This is a genomic window from Cryobacterium sp. Hh38 (assembly GCF_004403235.1).
GTDB classification, from domain to species: Bacteria; Actinomycetota; Actinomycetes; order Actinomycetales; family Microbacteriaceae; genus Cryobacterium; species Cryobacterium levicorallinum.
Map to the genome: position 1 here is coordinate 328,984 of NZ_SOHD01000042.1, position 20,535 is coordinate 349,518.

Below are 20,535 nucleotides of genomic sequence, written 5' to 3' on the forward strand. Positions count from 1 at the left end.
GTAGTACCGGCCAATGGTTCACCGGGCGGCACCGATATCACGTAGTTGGAAAGTGAAGGAGACTAGAACCCGGCGAAAAGCCGGCGGGTACTGCGCGAGGCGTCCAACTTTTCGTTTGGACATTCCTCCACGATGTCCTGCACGACGCGCTGCTCGGAGATCCGCCGAATAAGTGGGGTCCACATCGACATCTACCGCGAAGGGTGCGAGAGGCCGTTGATGGCGGCGTACCCGGGGAGAAGCTTGCGGTGAGTTCGTCGGTCGAGCGGGTGGATTACGAACACCCAGTGCAGGACATGGCGATCTGTGATTCGGGATGCGGGAGACTGCACGGAAGCGCTCCGTGGTGACAAGACTTCACTCGCGGAGCGTCAGTAGCCGCGACGCGTTTCGCGCTTCACCTCGTCGAGCCTGCGCCTGGACTCCTGGAGTCGGCGTTTGGACTCATCCCCCGAAAGCGCCGCCTGGCGCCTTGCCTCAGCAAGCCTTCCATTGGCTTCCTGGATTAACATCGCGTTCTCACGTTTGGTCTCCTCAAGCAACAGCGCTTGTCTCCTCTTCGACTCCTTCAGAAGGCGAGCTCCCTCGAGTTTCACTTCTTTGAGGGAAAGACCCTCGAGCGCTAAGGCAATATCTTGGCTGGCAGTCCCAAACAACCGGATTTCGTCTCGCTCGTTCTCCTCCAGAAAGTGAGCTTCTTCGACTCTGGCCTCCTCGATGAGCAAGTTGTCTTCCAGCTCAGCTTTCTTGAGGTAAGCCGCCTCCTCACGCACAAGCCTTCTTTCCCTCTTGGTGGTCTTGTTGAGCGAGGCCATCTGCAATTGCTGGAACTCTTCGACGGCCGCCTGAACTTTGGAGTTATGCTCCACGCGTCGCAGGGCAATGGCTTTCTGTTCAAACACGGAAGGGGCGGAGTTCAGCTCCGCATTCAACTCAGACGACCTGTCATGAAGGCGTTCAAGAGCCTTGAGCGCCCCCGCTGTTCTCTTCTTCAGCAATTCTTCCGTTTTGAGAGACTCCGCGCTTAGACGCAATTCATCTGCTTCGTCTGATTCGTCCGGCTCCTCCGGATCGTCCGGCTCGTCCGGCCAGTCCATCTCGTTGTCATCGTCGACCAAAGACATGATGTCCGAAAGCCGTTCTTGGACGTTGGACGTTAGGCGCTTCAGGCCCAGTTCCTCGAGTGTCGCTCTCATGAGCGCTTCGCCTTCGCAGCCGTACAGCTTTGCAAGGCGCGTCATTAAAGCCGCAGTTTCAGACGGTGGCATGTGATCGATCGGCCGAGGCCCCACGTCTCGAAGTCGAACGACGGGTTGCCCGGGCAATCTAAAGGTCTTGGGTTTGACGCCTGCTTCCCCAAGTGGATTGTCTGCGATAAGTTGACCCGTCTTGACAGCTGTGGTCACGGCTTGATTCAATGTCCGCGCCAGCTCGCTGCCCACTCTCCGGCCGCCTGACGCTCCAACGTACACGTCATGAATCCGATGGCCGACAATTGGGCCTTCGCATTCAACGATTTGAAGGATGCCTGCGATAACGTCGTCAGCTGTCGCTGTCGAGGCTGGAGGGAGACAACTGGTGAATTCCTCATAGTAATCCAGTTTTAAGGCGGGCGAGGTAGCCTGACGGGGAACCACTCGACCAACGTCCTCAGAGGCGGCTGCACGGAGGAGGTCTTCCGGCGCTTCTGCTGGGTCGGGATCGGCTCTGACCCGGCGTTCATCGTCGGTGGGTTCGTCCATCGATCTCGCGCGGCCATTGGATTCGTCGCTCGAATCCATCTGGATTTTCGTGAAGTTCCCTTTCAACTGATCAGTGTTGGACTCTCCCCGCCCGATGGCGGTGTTGACTTCTTCGACCCACGACGAGGGCCTAATACCCATCTCCTCAAGTTTCGCCCAGAGCTTGGCGAGAACTGCGTTTGTGTCGACGTAGAAACTGGACTCCCGAATGCGGAAGAACGTCCAGCCGCATCTTTCCAGGTCGCGTTGACGTGCCAGGTCCTTTTCGTACTGTTCGGGCCCATGCCAGTGGTCGCCGTCACACTCAATGGCGAGTCGGTTCTTGCCCCCGACCACCACAAGGTCGATGCGGTATCCGTTTGAGTCGAACTGCGGGATCACCGTGAGGCCGCGGTCGATTAAACGGTTGAATACCCGTTGTTCGAACAGCGAGTCAAAGGGATCCACGATCAGATCCTCGGGAACCACCTCGCTCAGTGCCAGCTCATCCGGATTGTCGCTTCGGCCAAGGACTCCGTAGCAATAGTCGAGGAGCGCGAAGCGCATGTCTTCTGGGTTCCCAAGATCACTCAGGCTCATCGAGTGAAACACCCAGAGCTGATCCTTCGCGCGGGACGCCGCGACGTTGAACCGTTGCACGTACATGTTCTGGGTGAGCGCACCGATCCGCTTGTCAGCCATCGGCGCCTTGACCATCGAAAGGAAAATCACGTCGCGCTCTGACCCTTGGAAGTCAGGGGCGTCGCCGCAACGAAGATCGCGGCTGAACCATTCATCAGGCCCGATTCGATCCAGGAGGAGGTTGCTGATGTAGTTCGATTGGTCCTTGCCCAGCAGAGAGATAACCCCGAAGGACTTGCCGTCGTAGCGGGGATCAGCGATGCACGCGACGATCTGCTCGACGATCGCCTCGGCTTCAGCGGGATTGATCTTGCCCTGCTCGTAGCCGTCGGTCACGTGAACCGGTCTAATCGGTTCGAGGCGATCTGCGCCATACTGACGCACCGGGATTAGACGGATGCCGTCCGGTTCATAGGCGATGCGGTTGGAGAACCCGATGATTTCGGGGACGCATCGGCGGTGCTCGACGAGGGTGATGAGCCCTCCGAATCGCATCTTCGCCTCATCGAACAGGCTCCGTTGTGGGTCCTGCCAGGAGGCGATGTACGGGTCACCGGCAATGTATTGGTGAGCGAGATCCCTGAGTTTCTGCTGATCGGTGCCGACTGCCGTGGGTGACACCTGCTTGTCATCACCGATTACGACTATCCGAGGCGCGAGGTATTGAAGGAAGGTGGCATCCAGCCCAGCCTGCGAGGCCTCGTCCACAATGACGACGTCAAACATGTTCGGCTCAACGCGCAATTGTTCTGCAATGCGATAGGTGGGCATGATCCACACCGGCACAGAGGATCGGCAGCGATCCATGGCGTCGCGGATCTCCTTGCGTCGCGCGTCGGCGTATTTGCCTGTCCCCTTGCCCAGTCGCTGCACGAGTTGCGCATACTGAGTGAGCGCTGCCCTGGAGCTTCCGTCAATCCGATCGGTGGAAACTGCGTGGTTCCAGGCTCGTTCGGCTGCGAGGGCCTCGACTTTGTGGCCGATGCGGCCGTCGATCAGATTCATCTGGGTTTGAAGTACATTGACGTCTATGGAGTCCTGGTTAAGAATCCAGGTCCCCGTCGTCATCCAGTCCCAAGCTTCGGAGAAAGAGCCGAACTGCGTGCGCCATTCGGGAGTCGCACGGCTGGCCTTGACCGCGTGAAAGAGATCCGGAGCGGCTTTCCGAAGCTGCCGACCTAAGTTATCCCGTGTTTGCACGAGGTCGTGGGCTAGGTGCAGTCGACCCAAGCGGTTGCGCGTTGCCGAATACAGGCTCTCGTTGCGGGTGCGCACGGCTTCCAATAGGGTCTGGACTGCAGGCGCTGACGTTCCCAAGCGCGTGAGTGCCTCGATCCGGGACTCAAGCTCCCTAATCGGCAGCGTGGCACCGGCCCAGTCTTCGCCCGCGGCAGCGGCCTCCACCATGGACGCGTAGGTCTTGATCTCTCCCAGGTCGGTCCAGCTGGGCACCGGTATTTCAAGTTCATCGAGCCAGCGAGCGTCTATGTCGAGCTGCCGGCCGAGGGCCACGACCTTTCGCAACTGCTCAAGCTCGGTCTGATGCCACTGCGCTCGTTCCCGCAGCGTGTCTTCAGGTGGAATGACGACGTTAGCTGGCCAGGCTCGATCGAGCGCATCGATCGTATTGTCAGCCTCAACCCACGTCAGAAACAGTTGGATTGCTGCAGGGGCTGTTGCGGGAAGTCCGTCGACCCGAACTGCAGTGAAGAATGATTCGGCGTTTTTGATCGCCTTGCCAGTGAAAGCGCCGATCCTAGGGGTTCCATCAGGCTGAATCTTGATTTTACCGCCATCTACCAGATATGCGAGGAGGGTCAATGCCTGACCCTTATGGACCGCGTGCTCGCCGCTACTGACTTGGATCTGCGACGTCGACCCAATTTCGCTGAGTAGCGGCATCACCTGAGCCAGGAGCTGCTCGACTTCGCGTGCGCGAGCATCCCAGATTGAGGCCCGTCCCGTTCGAACGTCGGTCAGAGCCTGGCTCATCCAGCTTTCACGACGGCTTTCCAGGGATTGAGCGACGCTGGAGACTTGACGCATTCGATCCTGAAGCTCGGTCCGGGTTCCGCCTGGGAGTTCGCTCACGGCCTGAAACGCGACGTGAGCAATTAGATGCTCATGCTCCTGTGCTCGACCCGCAGCATCTCGTTCTAGCTGCGTTTGCGCACTGAACGTCTCGCCATCGGGGATATCCGTGATGCCGATGAGCTGGAGCTGGGATTCGTCCTCGTCGCCCATCAGCTCGTCATCGTTGAGGAGGCGGAGCCACGTTGATGCCGATTCATTCGAAAGCGGTGCGGATGTCGCGGCGGCAAGTGGCTCATACGCCCTGATCCAGCCATGCAGTGGCTTAGCGGTTTGGTGCTGCCGAGCTATCGCAGCGAGGGTCCCTTCATAACGGGCATGCTCGTTGGAAGTCACTTCCGATACACGGGCCATGACCATTTCTGAGTATGCGCTTGCGCGCTTTCGATACAAGACATCGATTTCGCGGGTGAGGGCCTCGATACGTTTTGTAGAAGCGCGCGGGTCATGTTCAGACGCATTCGTCGAAATGCGCTCGACGGCAACCTTCAGATCGGACATGTCAGACCGAGACTGACCGATCACAGAAACAGCGAGCGGCCGAATGTCGTGGGGGAGCTTGTCACGCACCTCCTTGAGAGCCTGATCCGTCTGAGCAGTGATCAAGACCCTCTTGCCCTGCGCTAGGAGATGCGATACCAGTGCAGCGGCCGTGTGGGTTTTTCCCGTGCCGGGCGGGCCCTGAACCAATGTCTGAGCGAATCGATCGACGTGCTCGATGACCTGGAGTTGTTTCTCATTGACCGGTAATGGCAGGTAGGTGTCAGTACCGAGTGCAACGACGGCACCCTCGGATACATCCGGAGAAGCCGCTGGCCGATGATTCGGGTCAATCAACGGAAGGACGCCGTCGGGAACCTGTCCTGATTCGGTGAGGTGTGCGACGATCCGTTCGTAGATATCGACAATACCGCGCTGAGAACGCTGACGCAGAACGATTGCCGGGGCGAATGCTGCCTTCGGTGTCTTGCTCTGGGGCCGAGCGAACGCCTCCTCGTCATATTCCGCCTCTGCATCAAGACGGTGGACGAGCCGTCGAGCGATCGCGCCGACCGCGCTCCGATCTAGCGGATGCCCGCTGAAGGCCCGCGCGAGCGACTTCACTTCGTCGATGGATTCCGGATTGGTGATGAGCCGCGCGTCGAGCATGTCGACCTCGACGGCGAGGGGGTCGCGCGAATCGTCGTGGACAATGACGATTTCACCAGTCTCGTCGTCACACTCGAAGCTCACGGGAGCAGTGAGGAGATGTCGGCTGACAGGCTCGTGTTCTTCAGGGGTCCACGCGAGGCAGACCATCCCGAGCACGACTTCGAACTCGTCACCGTGATTCCCGACCTTTTCCATCGTCGAGAACATCGAGCCGTAAAGCTCCCGTGCGGGGCGGTTTCGCAATTCCTGCGCAGCCCAGAGGTCCCACTCGGCAGCCCAGGTGTCAAGAAGTGTCTGCTCCTCTGGACGGTCTTTGAGACTGATCGCGCGGGTACCGATGCGGTTCATTGACTCCGCATGTGCGGATTCCTCGTCGGCCTCGTGTTCGGAGTAATCCTCAATCAGCGGGGTGACGTCGTCACTCTCTTGGGCCGAGGTGGAGTAGATCGTGTTGCGAATCCTCGGACGGTTGGCGGGGTCCGTGCAATGGCCCTCTATCCATCTGATCACCTCGTCACCCGGCTCAGGAGGAACGAGATGTGGCACGCGCTTGAACGATGCGATGATCCCGTTGCCTGGCGAGTCTTCGTCCGGTGCGCCCAGGCTGATGGCGGGGTGGGATGGAAAAGAATCGAACCAGGAGCAGCTCTCGAAATTTTCAGTTCTGTAGACGGGCCGCTCTTTCAGCCTCTGCGCGCTGCCAAGAAAGCTGAACAGCTGAATGGCCTTCTTCAACAGAATTGGATCAGAGCTACCGGACTCAAGCACAGAAACGCACCCCCCATTGGCACAACGCGGGCTCAACATGAGCTCGCCATTTCCCAAGGGCTCCAGGTCGGGGCCACACAGGTGCTATCGGTCAGTTTACTAATCGTCTGTTGCTGATCTTGCCACCCAGCCGTGGCATTGGTCAACGGTCTGTTCAACGTTTGGGGCAGCCGAGCTGCCGCCCTCTAAATGGCTACGTGAGGAGCTCCTGCAGTCGTGACTGCAACAGCGCGGGATCCCATTTCTGTGCCTGGATAACCAGCTTGGTGAGCGCGTTGCCCAGTACGGGATGCACGATTTCGGGTCTTAGCCAACTGCTTTCGCACTCGTCGGGACAGTCTTGGTGTTGGACCGCACCTACGGACCAATTCGACGTCGGCACCGATAGACCTATGCGGTCCACCAATCGCCGTCATCCTCGCGCCCCTGACCAACCGCTGCAGCGGTGACCGCCGCTTTCAGATTCTCCCAGGCGGTCGCGCCGCCCGACAACAATTCCACGCGCGCGATCCCGAGACTCTTTAATCCGGTCATGGCAAGGTCGCTCCGAGACACCACATAAAACGTCCACTGGGCCACATCAAGCTGGTCGTACAAATCATGCTCAGTCGCCGTCTGCACGCAGAAGACGTAGACCACGGCATTCAGACGTCGCCCCAGGGGATCTCCACCTTCACCCGGTGCGTGCGGATTGAACCGCGTGCCTTGCAGACCCGAAAATTTCAGCGTGCTCAGCCTCTTCTGATCCCACAACTGCAGTTACGCCGATGACTTCACCTCAATCGTGATGTCGCTCATCAAGAGGTCGTACGCATTCCACTCAATGCGTTGTAGCTTTTTGATGCCAAGAGCCGTGCCCACGAGATATTCGGCCAGATATCCGCGGGCATTGTTCATGCGCAGATCGCCGAGAGCAAACTGCCAGAAGTCTTCCACCCTGGCCTCGGGTAGCCCGAGAAATTTCAGCTGGCCGGTGAGGGCTTTCAGCACGGGTGGAACTAACCATTCAATTGCGTCTGCCATCTTCGGAGCCTAGCGGTGGCGCCGCAGCCGTTAGATTGGCACTCAACAATCGGGGATGTATGACAGCACAAGTACCGGGCATGCGCGAGCGTGTCGCCGCCCAATCCGCCATCGAAGAATTGCTACGCCAGCAGCAGTCAGTGCCGCCGCGCTCCGCGTTTGCCCGGTTCTGGGGATACTCCCCGCTGACCGCCGACAGCGTCTCCTGGTACCTCGGCGCCTTGGGCGAGATCGAGGTCGGCAGGATTCTCAGCCGGCTCCCGCCCGAGTGGCGAGTCTTCCACGCTCTCCCCATTGGCACCGCCGGCGCCGACATCGACCACCTCGTGCTCGGCCCGGGCGGAATCTGCACCATCAACACCAAGCACCACCGAGGCAAAAAGATCTGGGTCGCCGGAGGTTCGTTCCAAGTCAACGGCCAGACGCAGCCGTACATTCGCAACTCCAAATTCGAGGCCACTCGCGTTACCAAAATGCTCCGAGAACGGATGCCGCAGTTCCCTCCCGCGCAGGCCGTGATCGCGCTGGTCAGCCCCGCGTCGATCACGATCAAGAAACAGCCCGGCGGGGTCGATGTCATGGATGCGAACAACTTGCGGCGTTGGCTTCTGAAACGGCCCGTGGTCCTCGCCGAAGCCGAAATTGTCGAGCTCGCTGCGATCGTCGATGCGCCAGCTACCTGGTCTGCCTCCACGTCCCCGCCGACCCCGAGTCTGATGGCGCAATACATGAAGCTGGACGGCGAGTTTCGATCGGCGCGCATTCGGCGCATCAGCTGGAAGCTGCTCAGCATCGCGACCGTGGCCGCTATCGGAGTCTTCGTTGTCCTTCCACAGCTAATAGCGCTGGCGGAATACGTCATGAGAAATTTCTGATGCCTCAAAGAAACCTGAATTTGTACCAGCAACGGAACTGAAAGAGGGCGCCCGGATACCAGAGTTGGGCTAGACAGAGGCCAATGCCTGGTCGTTGCTATGGTCGTAGGCAGATGTAGCGGGCTGAAGAAATTCTTGGGGGATGCCGACATGAGAAGTGCGCGTACGAGAACGAGCCGCGACCACGAGCCTGCACCGGTAGACCTCGCGGGTCGTCGGAAAATTACCCAGTGACCGAGCCGATGCCCTTCGGGCTCTACGAGTCGCTGCTCACCGGTTCTCTCACGAGGGAACTGGCAGCCCGTGACGAATCCGCCCACAAAACGACCGACAAGGTCGACGACGCGGAAGCTCCGGAGTTTCTGGCCCGGTTCATCGCTCATGCCGCCCGTCGGGCGCTGACCGGGATCAATCCGGCAGATCGTGTTGCGCTCGTCAACCGTGTGCTTGCCGAACTCCAATCCGATGAATCCTTTGAAGCCGGGGAGTTGCTTCAGCTGCTCCAGCTGAGTGCTCCCCATACCGACGCAAAAGCGATCGAGCGCCCGTCGACGGCGCTGAGCGATTCAGCCCTTCTAACCAATGCTCGAGACGAGCCCAGTCTTGGCGCTGAACTACGGGCCGAGCTCGCGAGCGCGGATGAAGTCGACCTTCTTTGTGCTTTCGTGCGCTGGCACGGCATCCGTGTTCTCGAAGATGCGCTCATCGAACTGCACGATCGCGAAATACCCTTCCGAGTCATCACGACGACCTACGTCGGCGCGACCGAACGCAAGGCGCTGGACAAGCTCGTAGCCAAATATGGCGCCGAAGTGCAAGTCAACTATGAGACCCAGTCCACACGTTTGCACGCCAAGGCGTGGCTTTTTCGGCGGAAGACCGGCTTCAACACCGCGTACGTCGGGAGTTCCAACCTGTCCCATTCAGCCCTCATTGACGGGCTGGAGTGGAACGTGCGGCTGTCGCAGATCAGCACGCCGGCACTAATCCACAAATTCTCGGCAACATTCGACAGTTATTGGAACGACCCGTCGTTCGAGAATTACGATCCGAGCCGTGATTCCGAACGCCTCGACAAAGCCCTCGGACGAAGCGCCAACTATGGCCGCGGCGATTCCGTCGACCTTTCAAACATCGAAGTCCGACCGTACCCGTACCAGCAGGCAATGCTCGAATCGCTCGAGGCCGAGCGCAACGTGCACGGCCATCACCGAAATCTGATCATTGCCGCGACCGGCACCGGAAAGACAATTGTCGCCGGGCTCGATTATCAGAATCTGCTTCGGACTCAAGGCGCAGACCTGAAGATTTTGTTCGTTGCACACAGGCAGGAGATCCTTCAACAATCACAGCGGGTCTTCCGCCAAATCCCCATGGACGGCACCTTCGGCGAGCTCTTCGTCGGTGGCGATAAGCCGGAGCGTTGGAACCACGTCTTCGCGAGCGTGCAGTCCCTGACTTCCTACGGGGTCGATAATATCGACCCTCAGCATTTCGACGTTGTCGTCATCGACGAGTTCCACCACGCGGACGCCAAGACCTACCGCCGACTCCTGGAACACCTTAAGCCCAAGGAATTGCTCGGCCTGACCGCAACTCCTGAGCGAGCCGATGGCGTCGACGTTAAGAATGACTTCTTTGCGGGTCGTGCCGCAGCCGAACTCCGGCTGTGGGATGCCCTTGAAGCAGACATTCTGGTCCCGTTCCATTACTTCGGCATCTCCGACGACGTGGATCTCACCTCTGTTGAATGGAAGCGTGGAAGTTACAGCGATGCTGGTCTCGACGCCGTTTATACCGGTAACGACGCCCGAACGGCCAAGATTCTGGTTACGCTGGCCGACAAAGTGACGGATGTCCGCCAGATGCGGGCACTTGGATTCTGCGTTTCGGTGGCCCACGCCGCGTACATGTCACGCAAATTCAACGAGGCGAACATCACATCGACGTTCGTCACCGGTGCGACCCCGTCTGCGGAGCGCGAGGACTCCCTGCGCCGCCTGCGCAATGGCGAGATCAATTGCATTTTCGCGGTCGACGTGCTCAATGAGGGCCTCGATATACCGGTCGTGGACACGATCCTGATGTTGCGCCCTACTCAGAGCGCGACGATTTTCCTGCAACAGCTCGGGCGTGGATTGCGGCGTGCGCACGGCAAGGCCGTCTTGACCGTGCTGGACTACATTGGGCAGCACCGGCGTGAATATCGTCTCGATACGCGCTATCGGGCATTGACGGGTTTTGGCCGCAGCCGCCTCAAGCGCGAAGCCGCAGCAGGATTCCCTTTTCTGCCCTCGGGGTCGCAGCTCGTTCTCGACCGGGTCGCGCGCAAAGTCGTGCTGGAGAGCATCAGCTCCCAACTCAAGTTCAAGAAGGACGTCGTGGCGGACATCCGCTCACACGCAGCGACCCGACCGTCAGCACACGAGTACCTGCTCGCGGAGTACCTCGAAGACGCCGAGCGGGGCATTCGCGAGATTTACAGTAAGTGGACCTGGACCGACTTGTCCCGCGAAGCCGGTCTGAGCGGGCCGACTGATGACGACACGGTCAGGTCTGCTGTCGAGGAGGCGCTTCTCAAACGAATGGCTGCCCTCGTTCACGTCGACGACCCCGAGCGAGCGGATGCCTACACGCGCCTGTCAACGCCGGGGTGCCCGCCTTACGTGGAGCTGTCGACACGGGAACAGCGGTATGCGCGCATGCTCGTCTTCACTCTGTGGCCCGACGGCAATAAGTTCGCATCCTATGAGGCGGCTCTAGTTCAACTTCGGGCCACATCAGCGGTGTGCTCGGAGATTCAACAGATCGTGGCCTTTAGCGCCGACGCATCTCGGCGTGTGCCGCTGGCTCTTGGCGCTGGCTTGGAGGACGTACCCATGTTCAGCCACGCGTCATACCGGCGCGAGGAGATTCTGGCGGCGCTCGGCTACGCGAACTTGGAGACTGGCGGACGAGTCGACAGCCACCGTGAGGGTGTTGCGTGGTGCTCCGAGACGTCGACGGATGCCCTGCTCGTCACGCTCCATAAGTCCGAGAAGGACTTCTCGCCCAACACGATGTATCGCGACTATGCCCTCAACTCATCCCGGTTCCACTGGGAATCGCAAAATGCGACGACGGTCGCGAGCGCGACCGGAAGTCGATACCTCAATGGCCGGCCGGGCGGGTCGAGCGTCCTACTTTTCACCCGCCGCAGCGGCAGAGACGACGAGGGTATAATCGGTACATACACCTGTCTCGGTCCCGTGGACTACCTCAAGCATGAGGGCGAAAAACCGATCGCCATTACCTGGGGCCTCCAACGAGAAATGCCCGCCGACGTCTACGTGAGCGCCAGCGCCGTTCCGCGATGAGCGGCCTGCGGGCCTGTCGGCGGGGATCAAGGCCGTGGCGCTCTGATTCGCCAGAACCTCCCTAAATCAGCCCTGTCCGAGGGCCGCGGGCCGGCTACGTGTCGACTAGAGTGCGGAGTGCGGGTTGAAGCCCGCCTCGCGCACTCAAGACGATTGTTGGAATGCACGGCCATTCAGCCGCGTCATGCAATCGGATCGAGCGCGTCGCGCTAGCGAGAGGACAGCCAGCATGCCGCCGACTTGGCAGCCGTCCGCCTGGGGCAAGGCCCTCACCAGCTCCGGCGACTGGAAACTCGCCCTCCACGGCGACACCATCACGGTCACCCTGGGCGGCGTCCCTATCGTGACCGCGGTCGAGGACGTCGAGATTGTCACCGTCACCCGCGGCCTGCTCTGGAGCGGGATCGAGCTGCACGTGGGGGAGTGGGCGAGTCGGCTCTACGGCATCCGCTCGAAGGACGCTGCCGCGTTTGAACGAGCCTTCGCCGAGTCACTTAAGTCGCTGCAACTTCGGCAGCGCACCGCGGAGTTCGATGCGGCGGCCCACCGAGCGAGCCTTGGCTAAGCGGCTTCACTGTCGCGCTCGCGAAACACCTGCAGATCAAAGGCTGGATCACCGCCGAATTCAGCACCCAATGGGCGGACCGCAACGCTGCCATCGGGTTCAGCCAACTGCTCGACGACGAAGTCGTGCGCCCTCATATTGACGCCCAGTCTGCCGACATTGCCGAGACGATTGCCCCTTGGTCGAATGACCGGCACGTCGTCATTGCTGACAACGAGAACCACCTCGGGCGAGAAACGGCTGAGTGCCGCGAATTCTTCGACAACGTGGAATTCCCCGCCGCAATCGCTGACGCCCCTCGTCTGTGGGCCGCGGTTGCGCCTGCCTCCTCGCTACAGTCTTAGAACCACCACCCTCAGCTCAGGAGTACCATGCCCGGTTTCGCCGTCATCGACTTCGAGACCACCGGACTCTTCGCGGGTGGCCAAGACCGCGCCATCGAGGTCGCCGTCGCGCATGTCAGCGCTGACGGACAGATCGAAGGGCAGTGGGAGACGCTCATTAACCCCGGGCGGGACCTCGGTCGTCAGGATATTCACCGCGTGCGCGCCGCCGATGTCATGAATGCGCCCAGCTTCGTCGAGATTGCCCCACAGCTCGTGGCGCTGCTGGACGGCCGCGTCATTGTGGCCCACAACGCCGCGTTCGACACCCGCTTTTTACTCGCCGAACTCGCCCGCGCCGGCTACCCGATTTTCGAACCGGTGATCAGCCTGTGCACTATGCAGCTCGCCCGCGACTTTCTACCCGGCACCGGCCGGTCGCTCGCCGACTGCTGCGCCGCCTACGACATCGATCTCACCGGTGCCCACCGAGCCTCGGTTGATACCTGCGCCACCGCCCAACTGCTCAGCCACTACATCACCGGTGCCGCCGATCCGATCCTGTGGGCCGACGCCCTCGACCGTGCCGCCGCCTACCGCTGGCCGACCCTGTCGTTGCCGGAGCGCCCGTGGTACCCGCGGCCGGATTTCGCGACAGAGCAGACGGCATCCGCTTTTCTGGAACGCATCAGTGTGCGGCTGCCCGAGATCACCGGGCCGGCCGAACACCAGGACTACCTCGCCCTGCTCGACCGCTGCCTGCTGGACCGAAAGCTCTCCGCCCACGAAGCGCAGGCGCTCGTACAGCTCGCCGAGGAGCTCGGCCTCAGCCGCCACCGGTGCGAGCTGCTGCACGGGGAGTATTTCGCCGCGCTCGCCCGCATCGCCTGGGCCGACGGCGTGCTCACAACGGATGAGATGGCCGACCTCGTCGACGTCGCCAACCTGCTCGACATCTCAGCGGATGCCCTTGACGCCGCACTCGACCAGCCGGAAACGGCAGTCGTCACCGTGACGAGTACACACTTCGAACTGCACCTCGGCGACCTCGTGGTACTGACCGGCGAGATGACCCGACCCCGCAGCGACTGGGAGTCGGAGTTGCTGGCCCGCGGCTTCGCGCCGAAAAGTGCGGTGACCAAAAAGGTGACGCTGCTCGTGGCCGCCGACCCGGACTCGCTCTCGGGCAAGGCGCGCAAGGCCCGCGACTACGGAATTCCGATCGTGGGAGAGGCCGCCCTGGCCCGGCTGGCGGGGGCGTTCCCTCTGCGCTGACTTCCGGTTGTTCGCCGGCTCCGGCGTGATTTGGCGACGGAGCAGGCGGCATCCGCTTTGTTAGGGCGTGTCGACGATCTGCTTGCCGAGCGGCATGAGCGCGACCGGAATCAGCTTGAAGTTGGCGATGCCGAACGGGATGCCGATGATCGTCACGCAGAGGGCGATGCCCGAGAGCAGGTGCTCGAGGGCGATCCACCAGCCGGCCAGAATCACCCAGACGACATTGCCGAACAGTGACGCGGCTCCGGCGCCCGGGGCGTCGACCACGGTCTTGCCGAACGGCCAGAGCGCGTAGACGCCGATGCGTGCCGCGGCGATTCCCCAGGGGATCGTCACGATGAGAATGCACATGATTGCGGCTGCCAGCATGTAGCCGAGAAACAGCCAGAAGCCTGACAGCACGAGCCAGATGATGTTGAGAAGGGTCTTCATGGTGGTTCCATTCTCGCAGGTCGCCCGTGCCGGGCACGGTGCGGGAGACACACGTGGCACGATTGCAGGACTCCGGGCAAGATAGAGGCCATGGCCCACCGTCAACGGCACCGTTCCGATGCTGACCCCGTAACCGACCGGGCGGATAAGACCTGCGCGTCGTGTGGGCGACGCATCGAGTGGCGTGCGAAGTGGGCCAACAATTGGGACTCGGTGAAGTACTGCTCGGCAGCCTGCCGCTCACACGGGATCAACACGACAGACCTCCAGCTCGAAACGACCATCGTGTCATTGCTGCACAAAAGCGCGCACGATGCCACGATCTGTCCGTCTGACGCGGCGCGCGCCATCGGCGGCGAGGAGTGGCGCGACCTGATGGAGCCTGCCCGACGAGCCGCACGACGCATGGTCGCCCGCGGCGAATTACAGATCACCCAGGGCGGCGTCGTGGTCGACCCGTCAACCGCCAAGGGTGCAATTCGGTTGCGAACGCCGCGATAAGCGTTCCGCACCACATAAAAAGGAGCACACAAAAATGACAGTGACCTGCGACATGATGGTCTCGGAGGACGGCTACGCGGCCGGCGTGAATCAGAGCCTGCAGCATCCGCTGGGCGAGGACGGCGAACGACTAGCCCGCTGGCGTTTCGAGCGGCCCGATGAGAACGCCGCCGAGATCGCCGCCATAGCGACCGCGGGCGCCTGCATCATGGGGCGCAACATGTTCGGGCCTGGCCGTGGCGAGTGGGACGACGAGTGGACGGGCTGGTGGGGCGACGACCCGCCGTACCACGCGCCGGTGTTCGTACTGACGCACTACCCGCGGGCTCCGCTCGTGATGCAAGGCGGCACGACCTTCACGTTCGTGACCGCTGGCATCCTGGCGGCGCTGGAGCAGGCTCGCGCCGTTGCGGGCCATCGCGAGGTGGCGATTGCGGGTGGGGCCGCGACGGCGCGGCAATTTCTGTCCGCCGGGCTGATCGACGAATTGCGGCTGCACGTAGCGGCGGCGGTGCTCGGCGCCGGCGAGCCCTTGCTGGCGGGACTGGAACACCTCAACCTGGAACAGGTCAGCTCGGTGGAGCGAGAGCTGGTCACCCACGTGACGTATCGGGTGGTGCGCTGAAGGGATTGACCCGCCCACGTGAGACGCCATTCGTGGGAGCATGACGCATGCCCAACTTCGTAAGCGAGATCGTCACCCAGACTGTGCAGCAAAACAACTGGTGGCTGAACGGTGGCGGGTGGTTCGTGTTAGCCCTGGTGAATGCGGGCCTGGCCGAACAGAAGAACCGTTCCCGCTGGAACTGGTTCGTTCTCTCGCTGTTTCTCGGGCCGGTGGCCACGTTCTTTATTGTTGTCTGGGAACCGCTGACCCAGCCGCCACTCGAACTCCGGAATCCGTTTGAGAAGGCCGACGGACGTTACCTCACCCTGGCCATAATGTCGCTGGTGATCACCGTCGGCCTGGTGTTGTTCGCGATAGCCGGGCAGGCTTGGTACGTGTGGGTGGCCAGCGCGGTCAGTGCCGCGGCCCTCGTCGCATTTCTCGTGCTGTTCCAACGCGCACGCTCCAAGCGGATGCTGGCGCTGAGGCACGCAAACGGCGCCTGACACAGAGTTGCCATGATCGGTCGGCGGTGTCTGGGAGCCAGCCCTGAGCATCCGTTCTGGGGTAACGCTCGAGGCCATCGCTGGGTATCGTTAGACCTATCGCTGTATATCGTTCGCACGTCATACCGAGGAGGCAATCATGGGCAACACATTCCCCACCGGCGGGTTCAACGCCGCCAACATGGACGGCATCTGGCAGGCCATGGAACAGTTCCGCTCCCGATTCGAGAAGCAGGCAGGCACAGCCACCCGAGCCGGTCGCGGTGAGGTGCGCACGGCGGTGCTCGCCCTGCTGGCGGAGCAGCCGATGCACGGCTACCAGATCATCCACGAAATCGAAGAGCGCAGCGGCGGCACCTGGAAGCCCAGCGCCGGCTCGGTCTACCCCACGTTGCAGCTACTGGCTGATGAGGGCCTGATCAGCGCCGAAGAGAACAACGGTCGCAAGATCTACTCGCTCACCGATGAGGGTCGCGCGGCAGTCGCTGACGCCGACACGAGCGCCCCGTGGGCCGCGACGAGCTCCACCGGGTCACACACCCACACTGCGCTGCCGAAGGCGGGCATCGAACTCGCCCAGGCTGCTGCTCAGGTGGGTCGCACCGGATCGCCGGAACAGATCAAAGAGGCTGTAACCGTGCTCGACGACGCGCGTCGCAAGCTCTACTCGATCCTCGCCCAGGACTGACGGGTGCCGCTGGCTCGTCGAGGTAGCTACGATTCGAATTCGGGCGCGGGCAACATGCGCGCCCGGTACCGCCGCATTCTGCGTTTTGCCAGCTGGTATCTCGCCATAACGTGGTGGTTCGAGTTGTTCCTGCCTCGCATCGGGCTGGTGAAGATCGCCGAGCGCACGCGCTCCAAGCGGATGCAGCGCTTCGCGAAGGGTTTTCACGTGCTCGCGGCCGACCTTGGCGGTCTCATGATCAAGGTCGGGCAGTTCATGTCATCGCGCCTTGACGTGCTGCCACCCGAGATCACTAAAGAGCTCGAGGGGCTGCAGGACGAAGTCGCGCCGGTATTGTTTGCGGCCATTCGCGCTGCTGTCGAGGCGGAGCTGGGCATGCCGCTCGAACGGGCCTTTACGTCGGTCGACGAGACTCCGGTAGCGGCGGCATCCCTCGGGCAGGCACATCGCGCCCGGCTCACCGCGCTCGATGCTGCTGACACGGGGCTCGACGGGGTCATTATCAAGGTGCAGCGCCCGGGAATCGACGAAATCATCGACGTCGACCTTGCCGCCCTGCGCAAGGTGGGAGGCTGGCTCAGCCATGTGAAACTCGTCTCCAACCGGGTCGACATGCCGGCGCTGGTCGAAGAGTTCGCACAGACGAGTCTCGAAGAGATCGACTACCTGCACGAGGCGAGCAGCTCCGAACGTTTCGCAGCGGCCTTTCCCGATGACGACCGAGTCGGCGTTCCCGGTGTCGTCTGGGAACGAACCACCCGCAAGGTGCTCACTCTCGAAGATGTCACGGCGATCAAGATCACCGACGTCGACGCCCTGATCAAGGCCGGCATCGACCCGGCCGAGGTGGCTCCGGTCTTCGCCGAGGTCATGTTCGACCAGATGTTCACGAGGGGCTTCTTTCACGCCGATCCGCACCCCGGCAACATCTTCGTCACCCCGGACGCCGACAGCGAGCGCGGCTGGCAACTCACCTTCATTGACTTCGGCATGATGGGCGAGGTGCCCACGAGCACGCGTACCGGACTGCGCAAAATGCTCATCGCGGCCGCCTCACGCGATGGGCGCGGCCTGGTCAATGCCATGAACGATGTCGGCGTGCTCCTTCCCTCGGCCGAGACGACCGAGCTCGAACGGGCCATGACCACTCTGTTCGCCCGGTTTGGTGGTATGGGTTTCGCCGAGTTGCGCGAGGTGGACCCGCGAGAGTTCCGCGAATTCGCGGTGCAGTTCGGCGACGTGGTGCGCTCGCTGCCGTTCCAGCTGCCCGAGAACTTTCTGCTCATCATCCGAGCCATGTCGCTCACCTCCGGCGTGGCCAGCGCGCTCAATCCCGCCTTCAACCTCTGGGATTCGGTCGAGCCCTACGCGGCGCAGCTGCTGCGCGACGAGAGCGGCAACTTCGTGCAGGACATCGCGAAGCAGGCAACGGAGACGGTCGGCATCGCCGTTCGCCTGCCCAAGCGCCTCGACGGATTGATCACCCGGATCGAAGACGGCTCCGTTGCGGTTGCCAGCCCGGGTCTCGAGAAGCGCGTCGCCCGCCTCGAGCGCACCCTGCGGCAAGCCGTGTCGGCGCTCCTGTTCGGCGCCCTGCTCATCGCCGGCGTGCTGCTGCGAGCGGATGATGCGGTGCTGGGCACCGTCTTAATGGTCGCGTCGGTCGTCCCCCTGCTGCACACGCTGTTCGCGGGGCGTCGCGGGTTCTGAACGGAGCGTAGCCGTTTGGTCGTCCGGCAAAAACTTGCAGTCGACCCGTCCCCGCGTGTTCCAGGGCCGGTCGGAGCGGTCGGCGGTGCCGGCTGCGGCATCCGTTTCACGGCCCAGAGCGGCACAACCCCTGCGATTTGGGCCGCGGGCGACATTCCACCTCGGAATTACGGGGACGTTTTTTCGTCGCGCGGCGCTAACAAATTGCAGGAGTTATGCGCAGAGAGCGCCCGGGAGCCGGCTTTTATACCGGGCGGGCGGCATCCGTTCGCGGCGAACGCTCCCGGATACCGGGCAGGCCCACCAAATCGGCGCTCACCTGCCAGAGCCGGGCCGCAGCCGCGGTGTCGTCGCTGGCGGCCGACGACTTTCTGGGCCGCTTATTGGTGAAGTAGCAGGCGGACCCCCCCCCGCTCAAAAGTGGTCGCCACGTAAATCGAGGTGACTGCGCCCTTTGCGGGAGGCTTCATGAACGGTCGCAACAGTGGCACGAGCAGGCGCTGGGCCCGCACGGGATCCTCGACGCCGAACCTCGTACTCACGAGCCCCGGATGCACGGCGTTCGCGGTGACTCCGGTTTCCGACAGGCGCGGAACCAGCGCGTCGGTGAACATGACGTTGGTGAGTGTGGACTGGTTGTCGGCCCCCGAACCGGAGTACTCCCGCTCGCCCGGCAGGTCGTCGAAATCGAGCCGGCCCATGGCCTGCGCGTTCCAGACCGTCGTCGTGCACGGCGGCGGCAATGCAGCGCCTCGCCTAGGCGCCATCCCGTGGATAAACACGGGCCGCGTCATCTACTGGGGCGACCTCGACTCCGACGGATTTACCATTTTGCACGCGCTCCGCTCGGGCTGCGACAACGTCACGAGCACACTCATGGACGAGGCGACCCTGCTGCAATTTCGCGACCTCTGGGTGCCGGAACCGAAGGCCGCCGGCGGAACGTATTCGACGCTGACGGCGGGGGAGCAGACCGCGCTCGAGCGCATCCGCTCGGAGGGAAACGTGCGCCGCGAGCAGGAACGCATCGACTGGACCTACGAATTGCCCCGGCTACTCACCCTCGCCGCGAACCCCTCTTAGGTACCCCGCGGGTCGCAAAGTATGTCACGGCTGAGCGATCGTGACCGAAAGTCAGGGTATTCGGAGAAAATCGTGAGGTTTCGTTCAAAAATGCGGTGCAAGCTAGCGACCTTGCCCGCGCCGACCCGAAGCGCGCGAGCCCGAAACCCGGCGAGCCGGCGTACCTAGCGCCGCGTCCTCGCTCCCGATGAAGGATATGCGCCAAAAAAACTTCGAAACTTCCCATGCTCGTACCGTCCGCAAATCCCCAAAACGCGGGCACCAGATTATCTTCGCCGCCAGTGCCGTGCTGGTCGTCACCGGCCTCGTCGCCGGCAGCGAATTCGCCGCCCAGTCGGCTGATGCCAAGCAAGACAGGATCGCAGCCACGACCGCACTCGCCGAGAGCACCGGCCGCCAGATTGAACAACTCGACTATTACGCCCAGCGCGGCGAGGCACTCAGCCGCGACAGCGCATCCGCTGCCCTCTCGCAAGCCAACTTGGTCATTGCCGCCAGCGTGAGCAAAGTGGATGCCTCCACCCTCACCTCGGTAGCCAGCTCGCTCGCCAGCTACGAGATCATGCCGATCGACCAGCTCGAAGACCTCACGGCCCAGGCGAAGACGCAGACCGTCGCAGTTGCTGCGGCCACCGCCGAAGTCGACCGGGTCGCAGCTGAAGTTGCTGCAGCCGAGGCCGCTGCGGCCGCCGCCGCTGAAGCCGCTCGAATGGAGTCCCTCGCGGGCGGCAATACCGTCGACGGTGCCCGCGCCACAGCGCGTTCGATGGCCGCCTCCCAGTACGGCTGGGGCGAGGATCAGTTCAGCTGCCTCGACCGGCTGTGGCAGAAGGAATCGGGCTGGTCCTACTCGGCCCTGAACTCCAGCAGCGGTGCGACCGGCATTCCGCAGGCGCTGCCGGGCAGCAAGATGGCGTCGGCTGGCACCGACTGGGCCACCAACGCCACGACGCAGATCAGCTGGGGCCTGGGCTATATCAAGGCCTCCTCCTATGGAACGCCGTGTGCGGCCTGGTCGCACTCGCAGTCCGTCGGCTGGTACTGACCGACCGCCGTCGACACCAAACCGTAGCGAAGATCGGGCCGCTCATCAGTTCTTTCGTGCCGCCGCAGGTTCTGCGGCGGCACGGCTGGGGCGCTGGGGCCAGCGCTACGATGAGAAAGTAAGGGAACTCCACGTTTGAGTTCGACTGGTACACCGAAGTACCCGTTGC

Annotated in this window: 18 protein-coding genes; 12 read left to right on the forward strand and 6 right to left on the reverse strand. The window is 62.2% G+C overall.

The window, feature by feature from the left end:
- Positions 1-371: 371 nt before the first annotated feature.
- From E3T41_RS15675 to E3T41_RS15685, 3 genes are all read right to left on the reverse strand, one after another.
- Positions 372-6,341, reverse strand: coding sequence for an AAA domain-containing protein (locus E3T41_RS15675; protein WP_241991199.1), 5,970 nt, complete (start codon positions 6,339-6,341; stop codon positions 372-374).
- 423 nt (positions 6,342-6,764) lie between these two features.
- On the reverse strand, positions 6,765-7,127 hold the full coding sequence (locus tag E3T41_RS15680) for a hypothetical protein (RefSeq protein ID WP_134479318.1): 363 nt from the start codon (positions 7,125-7,127) through the stop codon (positions 6,765-6,767).
- A 6-nt stretch (positions 7,128-7,133) separates the two neighbouring features.
- The gene (locus tag E3T41_RS15685; protein WP_134479319.1) at positions 7,134-7,397 is read right to left on the reverse strand and encodes a hypothetical protein; all 264 of its coding nucleotides are present in this window, start codon (positions 7,395-7,397) and stop codon (positions 7,134-7,136) included.
- Positions 7,398-7,456: 59 nt separating this feature from the next.
- Here E3T41_RS15685 and E3T41_RS15690 point away from each other — a divergent pair, with 59 nt between their 5' ends.
- From E3T41_RS15690 to E3T41_RS15700, 3 genes are all read left to right on the forward strand, one after another.
- Positions 7,457-8,272 carry a nuclease-related domain-containing protein gene (locus E3T41_RS15690; protein WP_134479320.1) on the forward strand — a complete coding sequence of 272 codons (816 nt, stop codon included), beginning with the start codon at positions 7,457-7,459 and terminating at the stop codon, positions 8,270-8,272.
- A gap of 242 nt (positions 8,273-8,514) precedes the next feature.
- A complete protein-coding gene (locus E3T41_RS15695) occupies positions 8,515-11,628 on the forward strand; it encodes a DUF3427 domain-containing protein (RefSeq protein ID WP_134479383.1) in 3,114 nt (1,037 codons plus the stop codon).
- Between the two features lie 229 nt (positions 11,629-11,857).
- Complete coding sequence (locus E3T41_RS15700; RefSeq protein ID WP_166791594.1) at positions 11,858-12,193, forward strand: hypothetical protein; 336 nt, start codon at positions 11,858-11,860, stop codon at positions 12,191-12,193.
- Here E3T41_RS15700 and E3T41_RS18040 read toward each other — a convergent pair.
- A complete protein-coding gene (locus E3T41_RS18040) occupies positions 12,190-12,330 on the reverse strand; it encodes a hypothetical protein (RefSeq protein ID WP_166791595.1) in 141 nt (46 codons plus the stop codon). The genes E3T41_RS15700 and E3T41_RS18040 overlap by 4 nt on opposite strands.
- 234 nt (positions 12,331-12,564) lie before the next feature.
- Between E3T41_RS18040 and E3T41_RS15710 the strand changes: the two genes are divergently transcribed.
- On the forward strand, positions 12,565-13,791 hold the full coding sequence (locus E3T41_RS15710) for an exonuclease domain-containing protein (protein ID WP_104133258.1): 1,227 nt from the start codon (positions 12,565-12,567) through the stop codon (positions 13,789-13,791).
- 60 nt (positions 13,792-13,851) lie between these two features.
- Here the strand turns inward: E3T41_RS15710 and E3T41_RS15715 are convergent, their stop codons facing one another.
- Positions 13,852-14,226: a YccF domain-containing protein gene (locus tag E3T41_RS15715; protein ID WP_104133257.1), complete on the reverse strand. Its 375-nt coding sequence runs from the start codon at positions 14,224-14,226 to the stop codon at positions 13,852-13,854.
- A gap of 90 nt (positions 14,227-14,316) precedes the next feature.
- Here E3T41_RS15715 and E3T41_RS15720 point away from each other — a divergent pair, with 90 nt between their 5' ends.
- The 6 genes from E3T41_RS15720 to E3T41_RS15745 all read left to right on the forward strand — a co-directional run bounded on the left by E3T41_RS15720 (position 14,317) and on the right by E3T41_RS15745 (position 18,633).
- Positions 14,317-14,727, forward strand: a complete 411-nt coding sequence (locus E3T41_RS15720) for a DUF2256 and DUF3253 domain-containing protein (RefSeq protein WP_092448822.1) — start codon at positions 14,317-14,319, stop codon at positions 14,725-14,727.
- A 34-nt stretch (positions 14,728-14,761) separates the two neighbouring features.
- Entirely contained in the window at positions 14,762-15,352 is a 591-nt protein-coding gene (locus E3T41_RS15725) for a dihydrofolate reductase family protein (RefSeq protein ID WP_134479323.1), read from the forward strand.
- 47 nt (positions 15,353-15,399) lie between these two features.
- The gene (locus E3T41_RS18265; RefSeq protein WP_198415519.1) at positions 15,400-15,840 is read left to right on the forward strand and encodes a hypothetical protein; all 441 of its coding nucleotides are present in this window, start codon (positions 15,400-15,402) and stop codon (positions 15,838-15,840) included.
- A 139-nt stretch (positions 15,841-15,979) separates the two neighbouring features.
- Complete coding sequence (locus tag E3T41_RS15735) at positions 15,980-16,528, forward strand: PadR family transcriptional regulator (RefSeq protein WP_092448820.1); 549 nt, start codon at positions 15,980-15,982, stop codon at positions 16,526-16,528.
- 54 nt (positions 16,529-16,582) lie between these two features.
- Positions 16,583-18,238, forward strand: coding sequence for an AarF/ABC1/UbiB kinase family protein (locus E3T41_RS15740; protein ID WP_092448819.1), 1,656 nt, complete (start codon positions 16,583-16,585; stop codon positions 18,236-18,238).
- 215 nt (positions 18,239-18,453) lie between these two features.
- Positions 18,454-18,633, forward strand: a complete 180-nt coding sequence (locus E3T41_RS15745; RefSeq protein ID WP_134479324.1) for a hypothetical protein — start codon at positions 18,454-18,456, stop codon at positions 18,631-18,633.
- On the opposite strand, the gene E3T41_RS18635 is transcribed toward E3T41_RS15745, so the two are convergent.
- Positions 18,619-18,939, reverse strand: a complete 321-nt coding sequence (locus tag E3T41_RS18635; RefSeq protein WP_166791574.1) for a hypothetical protein — start codon at positions 18,937-18,939, stop codon at positions 18,619-18,621. The two genes, E3T41_RS15745 and E3T41_RS18635, sit on opposite strands and share 15 nt — an antisense overlap.
- Here E3T41_RS18635 and E3T41_RS18640 point away from each other — a divergent pair.
- A complete protein-coding gene (locus tag E3T41_RS18640) occupies positions 18,938-19,321 on the forward strand; it encodes a Wadjet anti-phage system protein JetD domain-containing protein (protein ID WP_241991200.1) in 384 nt (127 codons plus the stop codon). The genes E3T41_RS18635 and E3T41_RS18640 overlap by 2 nt on opposite strands.
- Before the next feature lie 196 nt (positions 19,322-19,517).
- Positions 19,518-20,366, forward strand: coding sequence for a hypothetical protein (locus E3T41_RS15755; RefSeq protein ID WP_092448816.1), 849 nt, complete (start codon positions 19,518-19,520; stop codon positions 20,364-20,366).
- The last annotated feature ends 169 nt before the right edge of the window (positions 20,367-20,535 follow it).